Here is an 18152-nt window from a genome sequence, read left to right as displayed (position 1 = left end):
TCCTCCCTGCCGGTCTCGTCGCTGGTCACCCCGAACCGCAGCGCTCGTGATCGGGGAGAGGCGCGCACGGTGGGGTTTCGGGAGTGGGCTGGAAATGGCAGGGAGGAGCGCCAGCGACGACCGGTCTCCGGCGGGAGCGACGGAACGGGACCACGGCGTGACCGGGACCGCCTGCTCTTGATCTTGATTTTGGTCTTGGTCCTCGGAGTTCAGCAGAGGCAGCCGGGGAGCCAGTTGAGCGGCTGTTTCGGGGTGCCGTCGAGGCGGACCTCGAAGTGGAGGTGGTAGCCGGTGCTCGCGCCGGTGGTGCCGACGCGGCCGATCAGCTGGCCGCGGCGGACGTGCTGGCCACGGTGGACGAGGATGCGGGACTGGTGGCCGTAGCAGGTGGAGACGCCCTGGCCGGCGACGTCGCCGTGGGCGACGCAGGTGAAGTTGCCGTAGCCGTTGGCCCAGCCGGCGCGGATGACTTCGCCGTCGTCCGCGGCCCGGATGGGCTGGCCGCCGCCGGCGGCGAGGTCGACGCCGGAGTGGAGTTGCCAGACCTTGTAGTACGGGTCGAAGCGCCAGCCGTAGTCGCTGGACTTCCAGCCGCGGACCGGCATGAGCAGGCGGGCGCCGGCGCGCATCCGGGTGACGCCGCCGTTGGTGGCACCGCCGCCACGCGCGCGGCGGCGACGGCTGTTCTCCCAGGCGCGCACCTCGGCGGCGACCCGGGACTCGGCGCCCCGGGCGTCTCGATATCGGGCGAGGCTGGCCGAGCGTTCCTGCTGGGCCACGCCGAGCGCGGCGCGGCGCTGGTCGGTGAGGCTCTGGACGGCCGCGACCGCGTCGTCGGCGACGCGCTGAGCGGCCTGCGCGCCGGCGAGCTTGGCGGCCGCGTCCGCGGCGGCGGCATCCGCGGCCTCGCGGGCGGTAGTGGCCGTGTTCTGGGCGTCGCGGGCGGCACCGCGGGCGCTGACCACGCGGGTGAGCGCACCGCGCTGGGTGTCCAGGACGCGGTCGACGTAGCCGAGGCGGTCGGCGAACGTGGTCGGGTTGGCGTCGATGAGCACGTTGAGCGTGCCGATGTTACCGCCCTTGAAGCTGGCGGCGGCTAGGTCACCGAGCTTTTCGCGGGCGGCCTCGACGTCACGCTCGGCCCGTGCGAAGCGGCCGGTGGCGGCGTTCTGGGCGGCGCGGGCGGCGTCGGCCTTCCGCTCGGCGGTGTCCGCGGCGGCCTGGGCGGCGGCGACACGGCCGCGGGCCTGTTCGGCGCGGGCCTGGGCGGGCGGAAGTCCGGCGGTGGCGGCGGCGAGGCTGCGCGCGGCGGCCCGGGCCCGGTCGGTGGCGCCCTCCAGGATCGCGGCGGCCTTGGCGACCTCCCGTTCGATGCGGCGCTGGTCGTCCCGCGGGTCGGCCACGGCGGGCGCGGGCCCGGGTGCGATGAACGCCAGCGTCAGCAGGGCCACGAGCGCGCTGCGATAGGACTTCACGGACATATCCCCCGATTCTCCGTGCTCACCACCCTACCCGGGTGAGAACCGGCAGATCGGCAGAAACGCGAGTCGCCGCCCGCCCCGGACGGATCCGGGAGGGACGGCGATCGGCGGCGTGAGGTAACTAGACCCGCAGGTAGAACCGGAGCGTGGTCCACGCGGTGACGGCGCTGACCACCGCGCCGGCGCCCGCCATGAACGGCAGCATGAGCAGCACGTTGTCCCAGTTGAGCGGCGTGAGCAACTCAGTCAGGTCGCGCAGCGCGCCGTCGATGAGCAGGATCTTGCCGAGCACCAGCGCGCCGAAGCCGAGCAGCGCGCCGAGCACGCCGGCCGCGACGGCCTCCAGCACGAACGGCGCCTGGATGAACCAGTTGGACGCGCCGACCAGCTTCATGACCGCGACCTCGCGGCGCTTGCTGTACGCGGCTACCTGAATGGTGTTACCGACCAGCAGCAGCGCGGCAATCGCCATGATCGACGAGGCGACCAGGGACATGGTCTGGACCGAGTTGAGGATGCCGAACACCTTCTCCAGCAGCGCGCGCTGGTCGAGGATCTCGTCGACGCCCTCGGCGGAGGCGTACTTCGTCGCGAAGTCCTCGTACTGCTCGGGGTTGTTCAGCTTGACCCGGAACGACTCGGGCAGCTGCTCGGCGCTGACGGACTTCACGAGGTCGGGCGTGTCGCGCCACAGCGTCTGGAACTTCTCCAGCGCCTTCTCCTTGGTCTCCAGCTCGTACGACTGGACGAGACCGTCGGAGCTCAGCTGCGCGTCCAGGCTCTGCCTCTGCTCATCGTTGACGTCGGCCTTCAGGAACATCGCTACTTCGATGTTCGCGTAGTAGAAGTCCTTCATCTCGTTGGCCTGCAGGTACAGCAGCGCACTGGCGCCCAGCATGGTCAGCGAGACGGACATCGTGATGATCATGGCGATGGTCATCGTGACGTTGCGCCACAGTCCGACCAGCACTTCGGACAGGACATATTTCAGACGCATCGGTGAGGCTTCCTTCGTGAATCGTCTGCTGCCGGGTCAGGGATCAGGGAGGGACTCAGTCGGTTACCGACTGCTATCAGCCGTAAACACCGCGCGGCTGGTCACGGACGATCCGGCCGCTCTCGATCTCGATGACCCGTCGGCGCATCTGGTTCACGATGTTGGAGTCGTGAGTCACCATGACGACGGTGGTGCCGGTCCGGTTGATCCGGTCCAGCAGGCGCATGATCTCGATCGAGGTGTCCGGGTCCAGGTTTCCGGTGGGCTCGTCCGCCAGCAGGATCAGGGGGCGGTTGACGAAGGCACGGGCCACCGCGACACGCTGCTGCTCACCGCCGGAGAGCTCGTGCGGGTAACGGTGCTCCTTGCCACCGAGACCGACGAGTTCCAGCACCTCGGGCACGACCCGGCGGGCGACCGCCTTGGTCTTGCCGATCACCTCGAGCGCGAAGGCGACGTTCTCGTAGGCCGTCCGGTTGGGCAGAAGCCGGAAGTCCTGGAACACGCAGCCGATCGAGCGCCGGAAGTGCGGAATCTTCCACGAGCGCATGGAGGTGACGTCCTTGGAGTTGACGATCACCTTGCCCTTGTTCGGGGCGACCTCGTGCAGCAGCAGCTTGATGATCGTGGACTTGCCGGAGCCGGACGGGCCGATGAAGAAGACGAACTCGCCCTTTTCGATCCCGACCGACACATCGTCCAGCGACGGCCGGGACGCCTTCGGATACGTCTTGGTCACGTTCTCAAGCTGAATCACGGGAGCAGAGTCTACGCGGTGTAACGAAAACTCCAAGTCCAGAGCTCGCCCGATCTGCCCGCGATGACCCGATAAAGGATCCTCCGAACGGGTGACTTTCCCGGGTCGATCCGCGACACGCCGGGATGGTTACGCGGCGTCGCCACTCAACTGCTGCTGCTTACGCCACTTGATCCCGGCCTCGATGAACGCGTCCAGGTCGCCGTCGAAGACCGAGGTCGGATTGCCCGTCTCCTGCTCAGTTCGCAGATCCTTCACCATCTGATACGGGTGCAGCACGTACGACCGCATCTGATCGCCCCACGAGCCGGCCGCGTCGGTCTTCAGGCCCTGCATCTTGGCCTGCTCCTCCTGACGCTTGCGCTCCAGCAGGCGGGCCTGCAGCACGCGCAGCGCGGACGCCTTGTTCTGCAGCTGCGACTTCTCGTTCTGGCAGGTCACGACGATGCCGGTGGGAATGTGTGTGATTCGCACCGCAGAGTCCGTCGTGTTGACGCTCTGTCCACCCGGACCTGACGAACGGTAGACGTCGAACCGCATCTCGTTCTCCGGGATGTCGATGTGGTCGGTCTGCGCGACGACCGGCAGCACCTCCACACCGGCGAAACTCGTCTGCCGGCGGCCCTGGTTGTCGAACGGGCTGATCCGCACCAGACGGTGGGTGCCCGACTCGACGCTCAGCGTGCCGTACGCGTACGGCGCCTTGACCGTGAAGGTGGCGGACTTGAGGCCCGCCTCCTCCGCGTACGACGTCTCGTAGACCTCGGTGGGGTAGCCGTGCCGCTCCGCCCACCGCAGGTACATCCGCAGCAGCATCTCCGCGAAGTCGGCCGCGTCCACGCCACCGGCGCCGGCACGCACCGCGACGAGCGCCTCACGGGCGTCGTACTCACCGGAGAGCAGCGTGCGGACCTCGAGCTCGTCCACGGCCTTGGTCAGCGTCTCGATCTCGGTGCCCACGTCGCCGAGCGACGACGCGTCGTCCTCACCCTCGGAGAGCTCGAGGAGCACGAACGCGTCGTCGAGCCGCGAACGGAGCGACTCCAGCTTGTTGATCTCGCCGTTGATGTAGGAGAGCTTGGAGGTGACCTCCTGCGCGCGCGCCTGGTCGTCCCAGAGGTTCGGCTCACCGGCCTGCTCCTCCAGCTCCGCCTTCTCCCGGCGGAGCTTGTCGACGTCAAGGACGCCCTCGATGTTCCGCAGGGTGGCGTCGAGGTGCTTGAGCTGGTCGGAAAAGTCGGCTGCAGTCACAACACTCAAGAATACGGCGCCCCCGGCCGATCCGCGCCGAGCGGGCTGATCAGGCGCCCGGCGCCGTCTTCAGCCAGGTGAGCGCGGCCTTGTGATAGGCCACCGCGAACTCGAGCGCGGACGCGCCGAAGTTGTCCCCCGTCTTCTTCGCCTCCTTGGCCTGCTCACGCGCGGATGCCAGCGCGGCCGTGTGGTACTCGTTGGCACCGGCGACCAACGTGCTCATCTGACCCTCACTGTGCTGCTCCCCAAACGCGACGCGGAGCGCGATCGGGTTGCGAATGGCATCGCGCCCCGGCGAGTCGGTCAGCCAACGGCTGAACGCACGCTTTCCGGACGCGGTGATCGCGTAGGGCTGGCTCGAGCGGGGGCCCGGCTTACCCAGCCGGACATAACCCATCTCGGCGAGCGCCGGCAATTCTCGGTAAACCTGGCTTCGGGTCATCGACCAGAAGGGGCCAAGGCGGCGCTCCGCCTGACCCATGAGTTGCCCACCCGTCATCGGCCCCTCGTGGAGCAGCCCGAGGAGGGCAGCCGCGGTTGGGTTGATTCCTGTCTCGGCCATGCCCATTACGCTGCCACTTTGTAGCCCCCGCGTCCAGGATTTCGACTTATCCACGCCCGCGCGTCTCCACAGTGCACTGTCTTGCGCGGACTGTCCGGTGCGGACCGGCCACAAATAGTGATCATCTTCGGGAACTATTCGACCGGGAATGCCCTTTGTCCGGTTCGGCGACGGCAAAGGCTCTCACAAAACCCGGGGGTGCAATGCACCACTCCCGACTCAGCTTTGCAGACTGAGCCGCCCGAATGCCGGGAAACGGGGGTCACCACCCAAAGCAAAACAGGGGTCAGCGGCCGGCCACGGTGGAGGTCCCGGACGGTACCCGCGGCAGTGGCATACCGCTGGAGTCCCCTCCGGAGAGAAGCACCCCACTCACCACAGTGATCAACATAAGGAACGCGGCTCCCACACAAACCACGATCAGACGCCGGCGCCGCGAACGACCGTCCGAACGGATCTCCGCGCCCGCCATCACCCCGATCTCCGGCATGTGGAGCCTCCCCGCCGCCGCCCTCGGCCACGGCCCTCCCGCGCTGTACGCCGCGCCGAGCGCGAGCGCGGCCGGATGGTTCGGCGGCACCGAGACCGGGGCCGCGGACACCGGCGGCGCGGACGCCGGCACGACCGAGATCGGCGGCGCGGAGACCGGGCCCTGGAACTCCATCACCGGCAGCGCCACCATCCGCCCGCCGGACGCGGGGGACACCGGCGCCACCTCCAGCGGCACCCAGCGCACGCTGGCCTGCCCGCGACTGCGCCCGTCCGGCCGCGGCCACCAGGTCACGTCGCCCTCGGCCAGCGCCGGCAGCGGCGGCATCCCGGCCAGCGCGGACTCCACCCGGCGCAGCCGCACACCGATCGCGCGCGCGTCCGGCCGGCGCGCCGGGTCCGGCTCCAGGCAGTGCTCGATCACCGGCCACACCTGCGCGGGCAGCCCGGCCGGCGGCACCACCGTGCACTGCCGGTGCCGGGCCAGCACGGAGAGCGGCGAACCACCCTTGAACGGGCTCCGGCCGCAGAGCAGCTCGAACAGGACCACGCCCATCGCGTAGACGTCCGAAGCCGGGCTCGGTGAAGCGCCCTCCACCACCTCGGGCGAGACGTATTCGGGGGTGGCGTGCGTGGCGCGGGCCGCGTCCACCCGGCGCAGCCGCCGCGCCACGCCGAAGTCGACCAGCCGGACCGGGCCGCCGTCGGCCGGCACGATCAGGTTGCCCGGCTTCACGTCGCCGTGCACGATGCCGCGCTCATGCAGGTAAGCCAAGGAGTTCGCCAGTTGCGCCACCAGGTTCACCGCGACCGCGGGCGGCACCGGGCCGTCCCGGCGCAGCCGCCGGCGCAGGTCCTCGCCGTCGATCAGCTCCATCACGAAGACGTGCTGGCCGTCCTCCCGGCCGAACTCGATCGGCCGCACGATGCACGGGTGCGACAGCTCGGCGAGGATCTCCGCCTCGTCCACGAAGTTCCGCACCAGGTCGGGCTGAGACAGAGCCTCCGGGCGCAGCAGCTTGACCGCCACCGCCCGCCCGGTGCCCGTGTCCAGGCCGGACCAGACCGTGCCGATCGCCCCCCTGGCGATCTCGGCATCGATGCGGTAGCGGCCGTTCAGCAGACCTTCCATCGTGGTCCTCCTCCCGGGCCCCCCGCCCGGCTGCGGCTTCGATGCTACGGCGGCGAAACCGGATTCCGGACCCCTCCGGCCACGAACCGACACCAGACGGACACGTCCCACCAGCGCGAACACGAACTGATCATCGATAAACAACCATGTCGGGGGACATCGGATTGACCGGGTGGAGCCGATAGGGAACATTTGGCTGCCGTGGCGTCTCCACTCGTACGATGGCTCGCAGGTCGTAGCCCCGAACAGCTCGCCGGGATCCTGCTCCAGCGGCCGGACAGCGTCCACGCGACCTCCGGCACCCGGCCCGCCGCGCCACCGGCCGACCTGCCCGCGCTCGCGGAGCGCCTGCAGCGCCCCGGCGCGCTGCAGGCCGCACTGCACATCCAGCCGCAACCCAGCCACGAGCTGCTCGGACTGCTGGTGCACCTCGGCCGCCGGCATCGCCCGGTCCCCCGCGCCACGCTCGCCCACCACCTCGGGCTGCGCGCCGGCGACCCCGCGCTGACCGGCGCGCTCGACCGGCTCACCGGGGCCGCGCTCGTCTGGCCGGATCAGAACGACGCGCTGCACCTGCCGGGTGAGCTGGCCCGCTCGTTCCCGCAACCGCTCGGCCTCGGCGCGGACGCGGCCCGGCTCTACCGCGAGACCCCGGCCGAGCGACTGCGGCAGATCGCGGTCGCGCTCGGCCGGCCCGACCCGGGGCCGCGCCGCGACGACGCGTACGCCGCGGTCCGCGCCGCGCTCGCCGACGCGCCCATGGTCCGCGAGCTCGCCGACGGCGCCCCGCCGGAGACCCGCGACCTGCTGCACGCGATGGCGGCCGGGCTCCCGGTCGCCACGCCCGACCCGGCCCGGTCCGCCGCCCAGGACTGGGCCGTCAGCCGCGGCCTGCTCGCGTTCAGCGGCTGGCGGCTGGAGATGCCGGCCGAGGTCGCGACCGCGCTGCGCGGGCCCGGGTGGACGCCGCCGTTCACGCCGGAGCCGCCGCTGCCGGCGCCGGTGCCGGTCGCGGCCGACGCGGTCGCCCGGGAGTCCGCCGCGGCCGCGCACGCCGCGGTCCAGGCCGTCACCGCGCTGCTCGACGCGCTCGCCGGGACGCCCGCGGCCGCGCTCAGGAGCGGCGGCGTCGGCACCCGCGAACTCACCCGGCTCGGCAAGGCCGTCGGCGCGCCACCGGCCGAGGCCCGCTTCTGGCTGGTGCTGGCGCACGCGGCCGGCCTGGTCGAGGCGGTCCACGACCGCGCCGTCGGATACGGCATGGACCCGGTGCACTACGGGGTCACCGAGGCGCACCGGCGGTGGCAGCGACTCAGCCCGGCTCGCCGGCTGACCGCGCTGCTGCGCCACTGGCCGGCGCTCGCCCCGGCCGCGCTCGCCGCCCACCGCGGCGGCTTCGGACCGGCCGGCGCCGCGCTGACCCCGCACCCGGTCGACGCGGTCGCGCCCCGGCTCAAGGCCGGGCTGCTCGACCTGCTGGCCGGGCTGCCCGAGGGCGCCGGGCTGCCGGCACCGTTCGCGGCCGGTCCCGCGGTCGGGTGGCACCGCCCGCTCGACCGCCCTCTCATCGGTGACCGGGACGAACTGGTCGTGCGGTTGTGGGAGGAGGCGCGGCTGTGCGGCGTGATCGCGCACGGCACGCTCACTCCGCTCGGCCGGGCGCTGCTCCGCGCGGACGACGCCGGCCTCGACCGGATCGCCGGCGAGCTGCTGCCGGACGCGGTCACCACGGCGTTGTTCCAGAACGATCTGACCGTCGTCGTGCCCGGCATCCCGGCGGCCGACCTCGCGGCGCTGCTCGACGCGTGCGCTGACCGGGAATCCCGCGGCAACGCCGGCACCTGGCGGTTCACGGCCGGATCGGTCCGGCGCGCGCTCGACGACGGCCACCGGGCCGAGGACCTGCGGGCCGCGCTCGCCGCGGCCGGCACGCTGCCGCAGGCGCTCGACTACCTGATCACCGACGTGGCCAGGCGGCACGGGCACGTGCGGGTCCGGCCGGCCGGGTGCGTGCTGCACACCGACGACCCCGCGCTGGTCGCGGAGATCCTCTCCACCCGCGGGCTCGCCGCGCTCAACCTCACCGCGGTCGCGCCGACCGTGCTGGTCAGCCCGGCCGGGGTCGCGGAGACACTGGCGGTTCTGCGTGCGGCGGGATTCGCGCCGGCCGCTGAGGACGCGACCGGCGGGCCGTTGATCCGCCGGCCCGCGGTGACCGGCGACGAGGATCCGGAGCCGGAGCCGTGGATCGCGGCGCCGGTCCGGCAGGGGGCGCCGGCCCGGCAGGCGGCGCCGGAATTCACCCCGGACGACGCGTTACAGCTCGCGAAACTGCTCCTCACTGCCACGGACGGGGCCCCGGCCGACCCGGTCGAAGAGGCCCGGCTGCGGATCGCCGCGCTGCGACCGCGCAGCCGCCCGGCGGACGAGGAGATCGCGCTGCACGCGGAACGGCTCGGCACCGCGGACCGCGACACGCTCGCGGCCTGCGTCCGGGAACGCCGCTCGGTCTACATCGAGTACGTCAACGCGGGCGGCCGCCGCTACACCCGGCTGGTCGAGCCGGTCGCGGTCGACGGCGAGTTCCTGGTCGGCTGGGTGCCGCCGCTGCCCGAGGAGGTGTCGTTCGCGCTCGGCCGGATCGTGTCGGTCACGCCGGAATAGCGCGGAGGCAGGTCGAAGAGCCACACCATCTTCCCGCTTCCGGCGGGCCGGCTTCCGCATGCTCCCGCGGGCACCGGTCGTCGCTGGCGCTCCTCCCTGCACGATCCGTGGCCGCAAGAACGAAACCCGGACGCTCCGCGTCCTCAGGAGCCGTCCACGAATGCTCGCCGGCCCCGCCCCATGATCGGGGCGTCCCCGATGCTGCTCCAACAACATGGGGGATGCTCCGATCACGGGCGGGACGCCCGGCGGACGGTGTTGGACGCGGTGCCGGGGACGTCCGTGCGACAACGGACAGAAGGGGGCGAAAGGCGGCGGGTGAGGTCGGGGTCGCCGGGAGTGTCAGGTGGGACGCGTACCCTGAGGCCGCCGATTGGCAGCATGCGGCCCGCGGGGCCGGGCGAGGAAGACACGAGGATGACCGAGCAGCCACGCAACCCCACGACGCAGCCACGCAAACCCACGACCGCGGACGCGTCCGCGAGGCCGGAGAAGGCCGCGAAGCCGGAGAAGGCCGCGAAGCGCCGTGCTGGGAGCACTGCCGACGAGACCGCGGGCGGAGCGGACCGGGCGGGCGCGGAGAGTGTTCCGGCGAAGCGGCGCGCGTTCGCCGTACCGCTGGAATTGATCTTCGCGGTGGTGGCTCTCGGCTGGCTCGGCGTGATGCTGCGGTCGGCGCAGGTGTCGGTGTCGACCGCGGAGCAGGGTGCGCTGGCCGTCTACCTGGCGGCCTACTCGCTGCCCGGGCTGATCTCCGCGAGCCTGGTGGCGGGCGCCGCGACCGGTCTCACCGCGGTGACGATGATCGGGCCGGTGCGACGAGGCGGCGCGACCCTGCGGTTCGCCGTGGCGGCCGCGGGCGGGCTGCTGGTCGGCGCGATCGCCGCGCTGGTCGTGCTGAACAGCTACGGGCGGGGCGACGCGATCACGATCCTGGCCGCGACGTTCGCGGCCTCGGCGACGGCCGGTGGCGCGTTCGCCGGCATCCGGCACTCCGCGCTGGCCGGCGCGGTCGTCAACGCGTCGCTGGGCGTGTTCCTGACCGGCTTCGCGCTCAACCTGTTCCAGGACCCGCTGCTCGACCTGTTCGGGGCCGGCGACACCCAGTCCTCCCAGGCGAACGCGCTGAGCTGGTTCTCGCTCACATCGTCGCTGCTCAGCGCGCTGATCGCGGGCGTGATCGCCTACCTGACGCTGACCAGCCGCCAGGGCGACGACCGGCCGAAGTGGGTGGTCTACCTGGCCGGCGGCGCGGGCGCGGGCGTGGTGCTGCTGGTCTCCGAGGCGATCGCCCGGACCGGCGGCGGACGCCTGCTGGACCTCGCCGGTCAGCTCAGCGAGGCCGACCAGGCCGCGCAGGAGATCCTGGCCAACTCGCGCTTCAACAACGGACTGATCGTGTTGTTCATCGGCGCGATCACCGCCATGATCCTGCTCGGCCGCACGCTGAAGCCGATCGAGGACGACTGACCCCGCGGTCAGCTGATCCGGTCGAGCTCGGTCGCGTCGTACCACTCGAGTTCGTGGTCCTCGGCGCCGTCCACGGTGAACTGGGCGTCCTCGTCGCCGTCGATCGCGGCCGGGACCGCGTCCACCGCGGCGGTCACGTCGGCCACCGCGTCCATGGAGTCGACGTGCACCGCGGCGACCGCACCGAGCGGCAGCGGGCGGCCGAGCGTCATGATCGACGAACCCAGCTGGTCGTCGCCGCGGGTCAGCGCGGTGGCGGGCAGGTCGGCGGAGATCACCACGCGGCGGCGGGCGGCCTGCGGGTCGCGGTGCAGCAGGACGAGCGCGGACTGGGCGGCGCGGGTGAACGCCACGTACTCCAGCTCCTCCTCGTCGCCCTCCGCGTACCACTCGCGCAGGTGCGGGGTGACCGCGTGCACCGGATCGCCGGGCGCGCCGAGCTCGCCCTTCTCGCGCAGCCCGGCGAGCAGCGGAAGCGTGGCCGGCACATACACCCGGACGTTCTGATCTGGCACCGTCGTGGTCTCCCCGCATCCGTTCCGCGCCTGCGGGTCCCATTAGACCGCATTCGTCAGCAGGCGCAGGTCGCGCCCTTCGCGGGGGCGGTCAGCGGGTCCGGCTCGCGGGTGAGCGGGCCCGCCGGGGTGCTCACCGCGAAGCCCTCGCGGATCCAGTACTCGATGCCCCCGATCATCTCCCGCACCCGGTACCCTAGCTGCGCGAACGCGAGCGCGGCCCGGGTCGCGCCGTCACAGCCGGGCCCCCAGCAGTAGGCCACGACCGGCGTCGCGGGGTCGATCAGCGCGGGAGCGCGCGTGGCGATCTCGCGCCGGGGCAGGTGCAGTGCGCCGGGGATGTGCGCCTGGGTCCAGGCCTCGTCGGACCGGGAGTCGACGAGCACGAAGCCGGGCGCGCCGGACTCCAGTGCGACGTGCGTGTCCGAGACGTCGATCTGCATCTCGAGCCGGGCGGAGAAAAAAGCAACACCTTCGTTCCACATGCCTTCGACGGTACGGATATGAGCCCGCTTCCTGGAGAGACATCGCGCGGTATGCTCTCGATCCGGCCGGGGATCTGACGTTATAGTGCGCCCATGGCCGTTGTTTCCCCGGAGCTGGACGCCACCGACTGGCGGATCCTCGCTGAGCTGCAACGCGACGGCCGGTTGAGCTTCGCGGAGCTGGCCCGCACGGTCGCGATGTCGGCCAGCGCGGTCACCGAGCGGGTGCGCCGGCTGGAGGAGCTGGGCGTGATCTCCGGTTACCGCGCGGTGGTGACGCCGGAACGGGTCGGGCTGCACATCATGGCGTTCGTCCGGCTGCGCTACCCGACCGGCAACTACCGGCCGTTCCACGAGCTGGTCGCGCGCACCCCCGAGATCATGGAAGCTCATCACGTCACCGGCGAGGACTGTTTCGTGCTGAAGGTGCTGGCCGGGTCGATGCGGCACCTGGAGGAGATCACCGGGCGGATCAGCGCGCTGGGCGGCGTGACCACGAGCGTGGTCTACTCCAGCCATCTGTCGGCGCGCGCGGTGGCCGCGCCGTCGATGACGGACTGAGGGGGTGTCGCCGGTGGAGCCGAGGTTCCTGCTGCTGTCCGAGGTCGCCGCCGAGCTGAACGTCTCCGACTCGCAGGTCTACCACATGGTCCGCCGCGGCGAACTGCCCGCGATCAAGATCGGTGGCCGGGGCCAGTGGCGGGTGGAGCGCGCCCGGCTGGAGGAGTACATCGCGGCGAAGTACGCCGAGACCGCGGAGTGGGTGGCGCAGAACCCGCTGACCGAGCGCGACGAAGAGGCCTGACCAGCGGGTACGAGCGGTCACGCCGACGGATCACCCATCGAAGTCGATCATTGACAGGTGGTTTCGGCGTGCCGTTCAATGGAGGCTGTCGGAGGCAAACGAAGGCAAACGCAAGCATCCGGAGCATTCCTCATGGTCATGAGACTCGCCGACCCGCGCGGCATCCGGCCCGCCATCCGCGTCACCCGTGTCCCCGCGACCGACCCGCCGTTCGAGGACGAGCCGTTCGCCTGGTCCGACGCCGACCAGCTCACGCTCCCGTGGCGGCCCGGTCCGGCCGAGTCTGCGCCGGCCGCCAGCCTCGTGTCGCTGTCCGGCCTGGCCGCACTGGCCGGGCTGCGCACGCCACCACCGATCCCGGCCGAGGCGGTGGCCGGCGCGTCCACCGAGGCCCGTGGCGCGGCCCACCGGTTCCTCACCCGCTCGCTGGAGATCCTCAACGGCTACCGGCCGATCGGTCACCTGCGGGCCGCGTCCGCGCTGATGGCCGCCCCCACGATCCTGAGCAGCGCCGACACCGCGCTGCGCACGATCGCTCGCCTCCGCCGCGCCGCCGGCCTCCCACCCGCGGCCGGCCGCCGCCCGCTCGCCCCGGAGGGCCGCGTCAGTCCACGCCGCCTCCGCGTCTGCGAGCCGCGACCCGGCGTCGCCGAGGCCTCCGCCGTGCTCACCACGGCCGGCCGCACCTGGGCCCTCGCCTACCGCCTGGAGCTGCTCCACGGCCGCTGGCTCGCCACCGCCTTCACCGTCGTCTGACCGTCGCCGCCCATGACCGACCGGAGGCCGCCCGGCGCCGCATCACCCGAAACACCAGGCGTTGCGGCCCTCGGCCGGCCCATGAGCCGGTGGGCAAGGGTGCGTCTTTCCGCGATGTGCCCTTGACCGGTCAGGCGCCGAGGACTACTCGCGCGGTTTCGGAGGGATGGCCGGATCGCGGCGGGGCCGCGGGGGCCGCCTGCCGCAAAGCCTGATACGACGCCGGTTATGCGGGCTGCACGCTGGCGCGCCCCGGACGGCGCCGAACGCGCCTGCCTCGACTCCGTTGGGAATGCGCCCTAGGCTCGACTGGCGTCGAGATGTATCAGCGCCGGCTGAGATCCGCGCCGCTCAGCCGCGCCGGGGCAGTCCTGGCGCCGCTGCGGGCAGCGACAGGCCGAGCGTCCACGTCATCCTGGCAAGGGACAGGAGGGCCATGGCCGGACCGACCTTCGGCAGGCCGGAGCAGGAAGCGGCCTTCCGCGAGGCCTACGCCGAAGCGGTCAGCCAGTGGCCGGCGGGCACCGAGTCGCTGGACCTGCCGACGCCGTACGGACGGACGCACGTGCACGTGTGCGGCCCTCCCGCCGGGCCCCCGCTGGTCCTGCTGCACGGCGGCGGCGGCAGCTCCACCGTCTGGTTCGCACTGGCACGGGAACTCGCCGGACGGTTCCGGATCTACGCGCCGGACCGGGTCGCGGAGGCCGGCCTGTCCGAGTCCGCGACCGCGGCCCCCGACCCGCTCGCCTGGCTCGACTCCGTCCTGGACGGCCTCGGCCTGCACCGCACGCACCTGGCCGGTCACTCCTACGGCGGCTGGCAGGCCTTCACCTACGCGTTGAGCCGGCCGGAACGCGTCGATCACCTGGCGCTGCTGGACCCGTCGGACGTCTTCGCCCCGATGGCACCCGGCTACCTGCTCCGCGGCGTACCGACGCTGTTCCTGCGTTTCCCGCGTGTGCTCGATTCGCTGCTGACCTGGGAGACGCGGGGTCGCCCACTGGATCCGGCCACTCGCCGGCTCGCTCTCGCCGCCCAGGCCGGCCGGATGCCCAGCCCGGTCATGCCGCGCCGGCCCGCGGAACCGGAACGGCTCGCGGTGCCGACGCTCGTGCTGGTCGCCGCACGCAGCCGCTCCCACGACCCCGCACGGCTGCGCGCCCGGGCCGACCGTCTCCCCCGGGTCACCACGGCACTTCTGCCCGACGCCACCCACCACACCCTGCCGACCGAGGACGCCGGCCAGGTCGCCGCCGCACTCCGATCCTTCTTCCCGTAGCCGGCGGGGCCTTGCGTCCGTACCGTGGCGGTGCTTGTGCGCTGACCCGGGCCGGTAGCGACGGCGTGTCGCACCGGGCTCATTCCCGCTCGGCGGTCGAGGACCCCGAGGAGGGCCGAATTCCCCGGCTGTCGAAGACCTCCTTCGCGGCGAAGGTGGCGTTCAGTGCCCGCGGAAAACCGGCGTAGACGGCGGCGTGCAGCATCGCCTCGATGATCTCCTCCGGAATCAGACCGACGTTGAGCGAGGCACCCACGTGCACCTTGAACCTCGCATCCACGGAGGAGCACCGTGCGTCATCGGCGACTCGTCCACGCGGGAAACGGCGTGACCGGGCGGGAAACGGCGTGACCGGGCGGCCGGAGGGCTGAGGACAGAAAGAAGCCGGCTCGGCCGAGGAGGCCGAGCCGGCTGGTGAAGCGGTGTGGATCAGTCGTTGCCGGGCGCGCCGTGGCAGCGCTTGTACTTCTTGCCGGAACCGCAGGGGCAGGGCGCGTTGCGGGACGGGCCGTTGGAGGCGGCGGGCTGGCCGCTGCCGGTCACCGGGGCGCGGCGGGCGGCCTCGCGCGGCGACGGGGAGCCACCGGCCGGGCTGTCCCCGCCGAGCGCCGGTGCCTGACGCTGCATCTCGACCGCGCCGGAGCCGGCCGCACCGTCGATGGTCGGCGCGGAGTACTGCAGGGGCTGGCGCTGGGTGCGCCCGCCGCCGAGGCCCTTGGCGCGGACCTCGACCTGCGTCTCCGGCTCGGCCTCGGCCGGCGCGGCGGGGGCGGCGGTGCCGCCACCGACGCGGGGCAGCGCCTGCGCGTTGCTGACGTCGACCGTCGGGGTCTCCTCGACCTGGACCTCCAGGTTGAAGAGGAAGCCGACCGCCTCCTCCTTGATGCCCTCCATCATCTGCTGGAACATGTCGAAGCCCTCGCGCTGATATTCCACCAGCGGGTCACGCTGGGCGTAGGCGCGGAGCCCGACACCCTCCTGCAGGTAGTCCATCTCGTAGAGGTGCTCGCGCCACTTGCGGTCGATGACCGCGAGCAGCACCTGACGCTCCAGTTCGCGCAGAGCCTCCGGCCCGAGCTCCTGCTCACGGCGGTCGTAGGCGTCGTGGATGTCTTCCTTCATCTGGGTGAGGAGGAAGTCGGGGTCGATGTGGTTGACCTCGCCGCCGGCCTCCTCGGCCAGGTCCTCGATGGTCCGGCCGACCGGGTAGAGCTGCTTCAGGCTGGTCCAGAGCTGCTCGAGGTCCCAGTCCTCGCCGTAACCGGCACTCGTCGCACCCTGCACGTACGCCGTGATGGTGTCGTCGAGCATGTGGCGGACCTGGTCGTGCAGGTCCTCACCGTTGAGCACTCGCCTGCGCTCGGCGTAGACCACCTGGCGCTGCTTGTTCATGACCTCGTCGTACTTGAGGACGTTCTTGCGGATCTCCGCGTTCTGGCCCTCGATCTGGGTCTGCGCGCTCTTGATCTGGCGGCTGACCATCTTCGACTCGATCGGCACGTCCTCGGGGATGTTGAGCCGGTCCATGACCGCCTCGACCGCACCGGCCCGGAAGCGGCGCATCAGGTCGTCCTGCAGCGACAGGTAGAACCGGGACTCGCCCGGGTCGCCCTGGCGGCCGGAACGACCGCGCAGCTGGTTGTCGATGCGGCGGGAGTCGTGGCGCTCGGTGCCGAGCACGTAGAGCCCGCCGGCCGCGATGACCTCATCGGCCTCGGCGTCGCACTCCTGCTTCCAGCGCGGGAGGATCTCCTCCAGCGTCTTCTCGTACTCGTCGGCGTGTTCGACCGGGTCGAGGCCGCGCTGCCGGAGCTCGGCGGTCGCGAGGTGCTCGGGGTTGCCACCGAGCAGGATGTCGGTGCCTCGGCCGGCCATGTTGGTGGCGACCGTGACGCCGCCCCGCCGGCCGGCCTGCGCGATGATCTCCGCCTCCTGGGCGTGGAACTTCGCGTTCAGCACGTGGTGCGGGATGCCGCGCTTGCGCAGCAGCGTCGAGAGGATCTCGGAGTTCTCCACGGAGACCGTGCCGACCAGGACCGGCTGGCCGTTCTGGTGGCGCTCGGCGATGTCCTCCACGACCGCGTGGAACTTCGCCTTCTCGGTCTTGTAGATGACGTCCGGGTGGTCCTCGCGGATCATCGGGCGGTTCGTCGGGATGGTGACCACACCGACGTTGTAGACCTTGTTGAACTCCGCGGCCTCGGTCTGCGCCGTACCGGTCATGCCGGAGAGCTTGTTGTAGAGGCGGAAGAAGTTCTGCAGGGTGACCGTGGCGAGCGTCTGGTTCTCCTGCTTGATCTCGACGCCCTCCTTCGCCTCGATCGCCTGGTGCATGCCCTCGTTGTAGCGGCGACCGTGCAGGACGCGACCGGTGAACTCGTCGACGATCAGGACCTCACCGTCGTTGACGATGTAGTCCTTGTCCTTCTTGTAGAGCTCCTTGGCCTTGATCGCGTTGTTGAGGTAACCGACCAGAGGCGTGTTCACCGACTCGTAGAGGTTGTCGATGCCGAGCTGGTCCTCGACCCGGGCGACGCCGCGCTCGGTGATCGCGACCGTGCGCTTGGCCTCGTCGACCTCGTAGTCGCCCTCGCCGTCCTTGCCGCGCTGGAGGCGCTTGATGACGCGCGCGAACTCGCCGTACCACCGGGCGGAGTGCTCGGCCGGGCCGGAGATGATCAGCGGGGTCCGGGCCTCGTCGATGAGGATCGAGTCGACCTCGTCCACGATCGCGAAGTTGTGGCCGCGCTGCACCAGTTCGGCCGCCGACCACGCCATGTTGTCGCGCAGGTAGTCGAAGCCGAACTCGTTGTTCGTCCCGTAGGTGATGTCGCACTCGTACGCCGCGCGGTGTTCGGCGGCCGGCCGGTTCGGCAGGACCACGCCGACGGTGAGGCCGAGGAACCGGTGGATCCGGCCCATGGTCTCGGCGTCGCGCTGCGCGAGGTAGTCGTTCGTGGTGATGATGTGCACGCCGTCCCCGGACAACGCGTTCAGGTAGGCCGGCATCACACAGGTCAGGGTCTTGCCCTCACCGGTGCGCATCTCGGCGATGTTGCCGAAGTGCAGCGCGGCGCCGCCCATCAGCTGGACGTCATAAGGCCGCTGGCCGAGCACGCGTTTCGCGGCCTCACGGACCGTGGCGAACGCCTCGGGGAGCAGGTCGTCGAGCGACTCGCCCTCGGCCAGCCGCTCACGGTATTGCTCGGTCAGGTCGCGCAGCTCGTCATCCGTGAGGTCAGTGTATTGATCCTCGATCGAATTGACGGCGTCCGCGATGGCCTTGAGCCGCCGCACCATCCGGCCTTCACCGGCGCGGAGGACTCTTTCCAGAATCGACACGGGTCAACGCTCCCTACACAGTCTGCCGAACCATCGTAGGGCGCGGAGCGGCAGAAGCGACTACCGCGGCTCCCGATAGTCGCCCGAATCAGACAAAAAACACCTGTGAGTTCGCTGAGGGCAGATTATCGGCCGCGTCCCGTACCCGGGAAAGGAGGTTGGGG

Annotated in this window: 16 protein-coding genes; 6 read left to right on the top strand and 10 right to left on the bottom strand. The window is 71.4% G+C overall.

Features of this window, described 5'->3' with window-relative positions:
- Positions 1-209: 209 nt before the first annotated feature.
- From J2S43_RS40245 to J2S43_RS40220, 6 genes are all read right to left on the bottom strand, one after another.
- On the bottom strand, positions 210-1475 hold the full coding sequence (locus tag J2S43_RS40245) for a M23 family metallopeptidase (protein ID WP_306838501.1): 1266 nt from the start codon (positions 1473-1475) through the stop codon (positions 210-212).
- Positions 1476-1602: 127 nt separating this feature from the next.
- Positions 1603-2478: a permease-like cell division protein FtsX gene (gene ftsX, locus J2S43_RS40240; protein ID WP_306838500.1), complete on the bottom strand. Its 876-nt coding sequence runs from the start codon at positions 2476-2478 to the stop codon at positions 1603-1605.
- A 76-nt stretch (positions 2479-2554) separates the two neighbouring features.
- A complete protein-coding gene (gene ftsE, locus J2S43_RS40235; protein ID WP_033339704.1) occupies positions 2555-3235 on the bottom strand; it encodes a cell division ATP-binding protein FtsE in 681 nt (226 codons plus the stop codon).
- 129 nt (positions 3236-3364) lie between these two features.
- Positions 3365-4486 carry a peptide chain release factor 2 gene (prfB, locus tag J2S43_RS40230; RefSeq protein WP_306838499.1) on the bottom strand — a complete coding sequence of 374 codons (1122 nt, stop codon included), beginning with the start codon at positions 4484-4486 and terminating at the stop codon, positions 3365-3367.
- Between the two features lie 49 nt (positions 4487-4535).
- On the bottom strand, positions 4536-5051 hold the full coding sequence (locus tag J2S43_RS40225; protein WP_306838498.1) for a PadR family transcriptional regulator: 516 nt from the start codon (positions 5049-5051) through the stop codon (positions 4536-4538).
- A gap of 286 nt (positions 5052-5337) precedes the next feature.
- On the bottom strand, positions 5338-6672 hold the full coding sequence (locus tag J2S43_RS40220; RefSeq protein WP_306838497.1) for a serine/threonine-protein kinase: 1335 nt from the start codon (positions 6670-6672) through the stop codon (positions 5338-5340).
- Between the two features lie 201 nt (positions 6673-6873).
- Between J2S43_RS40220 and J2S43_RS40215 the strand changes: the two genes are divergently transcribed.
- Positions 6874-9336 carry a helicase-associated domain-containing protein gene (locus J2S43_RS40215; RefSeq protein ID WP_306838496.1) on the top strand — a complete coding sequence of 821 codons (2463 nt, stop codon included), beginning with the start codon at positions 6874-6876 and terminating at the stop codon, positions 9334-9336.
- 417 nt (positions 9337-9753) lie between these two features.
- A complete protein-coding gene (locus J2S43_RS40210) occupies positions 9754-10806 on the top strand; it encodes a hypothetical protein (RefSeq protein ID WP_306838495.1) in 1053 nt (350 codons plus the stop codon).
- An 8-nt stretch (positions 10807-10814) separates the two neighbouring features.
- On the opposite strand, the gene J2S43_RS40205 is transcribed toward J2S43_RS40210, so the two are convergent.
- Together J2S43_RS40205 and J2S43_RS40200 are read right to left on the bottom strand one after the other, a co-directional pair.
- Positions 10815-11321 carry a DUF6912 family protein gene (locus J2S43_RS40205; RefSeq protein ID WP_306838494.1) on the bottom strand — a complete coding sequence of 169 codons (507 nt, stop codon included), beginning with the start codon at positions 11319-11321 and terminating at the stop codon, positions 10815-10817.
- Positions 11322-11377: 56 nt separating this feature from the next.
- On the bottom strand, positions 11378-11806 hold the full coding sequence (locus J2S43_RS40200; protein ID WP_306838493.1) for a rhodanese-like domain-containing protein: 429 nt from the start codon (positions 11804-11806) through the stop codon (positions 11378-11380).
- 93 nt (positions 11807-11899) lie between these two features.
- Here J2S43_RS40200 and J2S43_RS40195 point away from each other — a divergent pair, with 93 nt between their 5' ends.
- From J2S43_RS40195 to J2S43_RS40180, 4 genes are all read left to right on the top strand, one after another.
- A complete protein-coding gene (locus tag J2S43_RS40195; RefSeq protein WP_306838492.1) occupies positions 11900-12367 on the top strand; it encodes an Lrp/AsnC family transcriptional regulator in 468 nt (155 codons plus the stop codon).
- A 13-nt stretch (positions 12368-12380) separates the two neighbouring features.
- Positions 12381-12611, top strand: a complete 231-nt coding sequence (locus J2S43_RS40190) for a helix-turn-helix transcriptional regulator (RefSeq protein ID WP_306838491.1) — start codon at positions 12381-12383, stop codon at positions 12609-12611.
- A gap of 132 nt (positions 12612-12743) precedes the next feature.
- Positions 12744-13367, top strand: a complete 624-nt coding sequence (locus J2S43_RS40185; RefSeq protein WP_306838490.1) for an Rv3235 family protein — start codon at positions 12744-12746, stop codon at positions 13365-13367.
- A gap of 436 nt (positions 13368-13803) precedes the next feature.
- On the top strand, positions 13804-14646 hold the full coding sequence (locus tag J2S43_RS40180; RefSeq protein ID WP_306838489.1) for an alpha/beta fold hydrolase: 843 nt from the start codon (positions 13804-13806) through the stop codon (positions 14644-14646).
- A 79-nt stretch (positions 14647-14725) separates the two neighbouring features.
- Here J2S43_RS40180 and J2S43_RS40175 read toward each other — a convergent pair whose 3' ends face one another.
- Both J2S43_RS40175 and secA read right to left on the bottom strand, forming a co-directional pair.
- Positions 14726-14926, bottom strand: coding sequence for a carboxymuconolactone decarboxylase family protein (locus J2S43_RS40175; protein WP_306838488.1), 201 nt, complete (start codon positions 14924-14926; stop codon positions 14726-14728).
- 149 nt (positions 14927-15075) lie between these two features.
- Positions 15076-17988, bottom strand: coding sequence for a preprotein translocase subunit SecA (secA, locus tag J2S43_RS40170; RefSeq protein ID WP_306838487.1), 2913 nt, complete (start codon positions 17986-17988; stop codon positions 15076-15078).
- Positions 17989-18152 lie beyond the last annotated feature (164 nt).

This window comes from Catenuloplanes nepalensis (genome assembly GCF_030811575.1).
In the GTDB taxonomy this organism is placed as follows: Bacteria; Actinomycetota; Actinomycetes; order Mycobacteriales; family Micromonosporaceae; genus Catenuloplanes; species Catenuloplanes nepalensis.
Note: the sequence above shows the minus strand (reverse complement) of the source record. Positions and strands in the feature narration are given on the sequence as shown.

Coding starts and splice junctions, on each gene's coding strand:
- J2S43_RS40225 (WP_306838498.1), bottom strand. CDS start 5,051: ATGGCCGAGACAGGAATCAACCCAACCGCGGCTGCCCTCCTCGGGCTG.
- J2S43_RS40200 (WP_306838493.1), bottom strand. CDS start 11,806: ATGTGGAACGAAGGTGTTGCTTTTTTCTCCGCCCGGCTCGAGATGCAG.
- J2S43_RS40180 (WP_306838489.1), top strand. CDS start 13,804: ATGGCCGGACCGACCTTCGGCAGGCCGGAGCAGGAAGCGGCCTTCCGC.
- J2S43_RS40195 (WP_306838492.1), top strand. CDS start 11,900: ATGGCCGTTGTTTCCCCGGAGCTGGACGCCACCGACTGGCGGATCCTC.
- ftsX (WP_306838500.1), bottom strand. CDS start 2,478: ATGCGTCTGAAATATGTCCTGTCCGAAGTGCTGGTCGGACTGTGGCGC.
- J2S43_RS40185 (WP_306838490.1), top strand. CDS start 12,744: ATGGTCATGAGACTCGCCGACCCGCGCGGCATCCGGCCCGCCATCCGC.
- J2S43_RS40210 (WP_306838495.1), top strand. CDS start 9,754: ATGACCGAGCAGCCACGCAACCCCACGACGCAGCCACGCAAACCCACG.
- J2S43_RS40220 (WP_306838497.1), bottom strand. CDS start 6,672: ATGGAAGGTCTGCTGAACGGCCGCTACCGCATCGATGCCGAGATCGCC.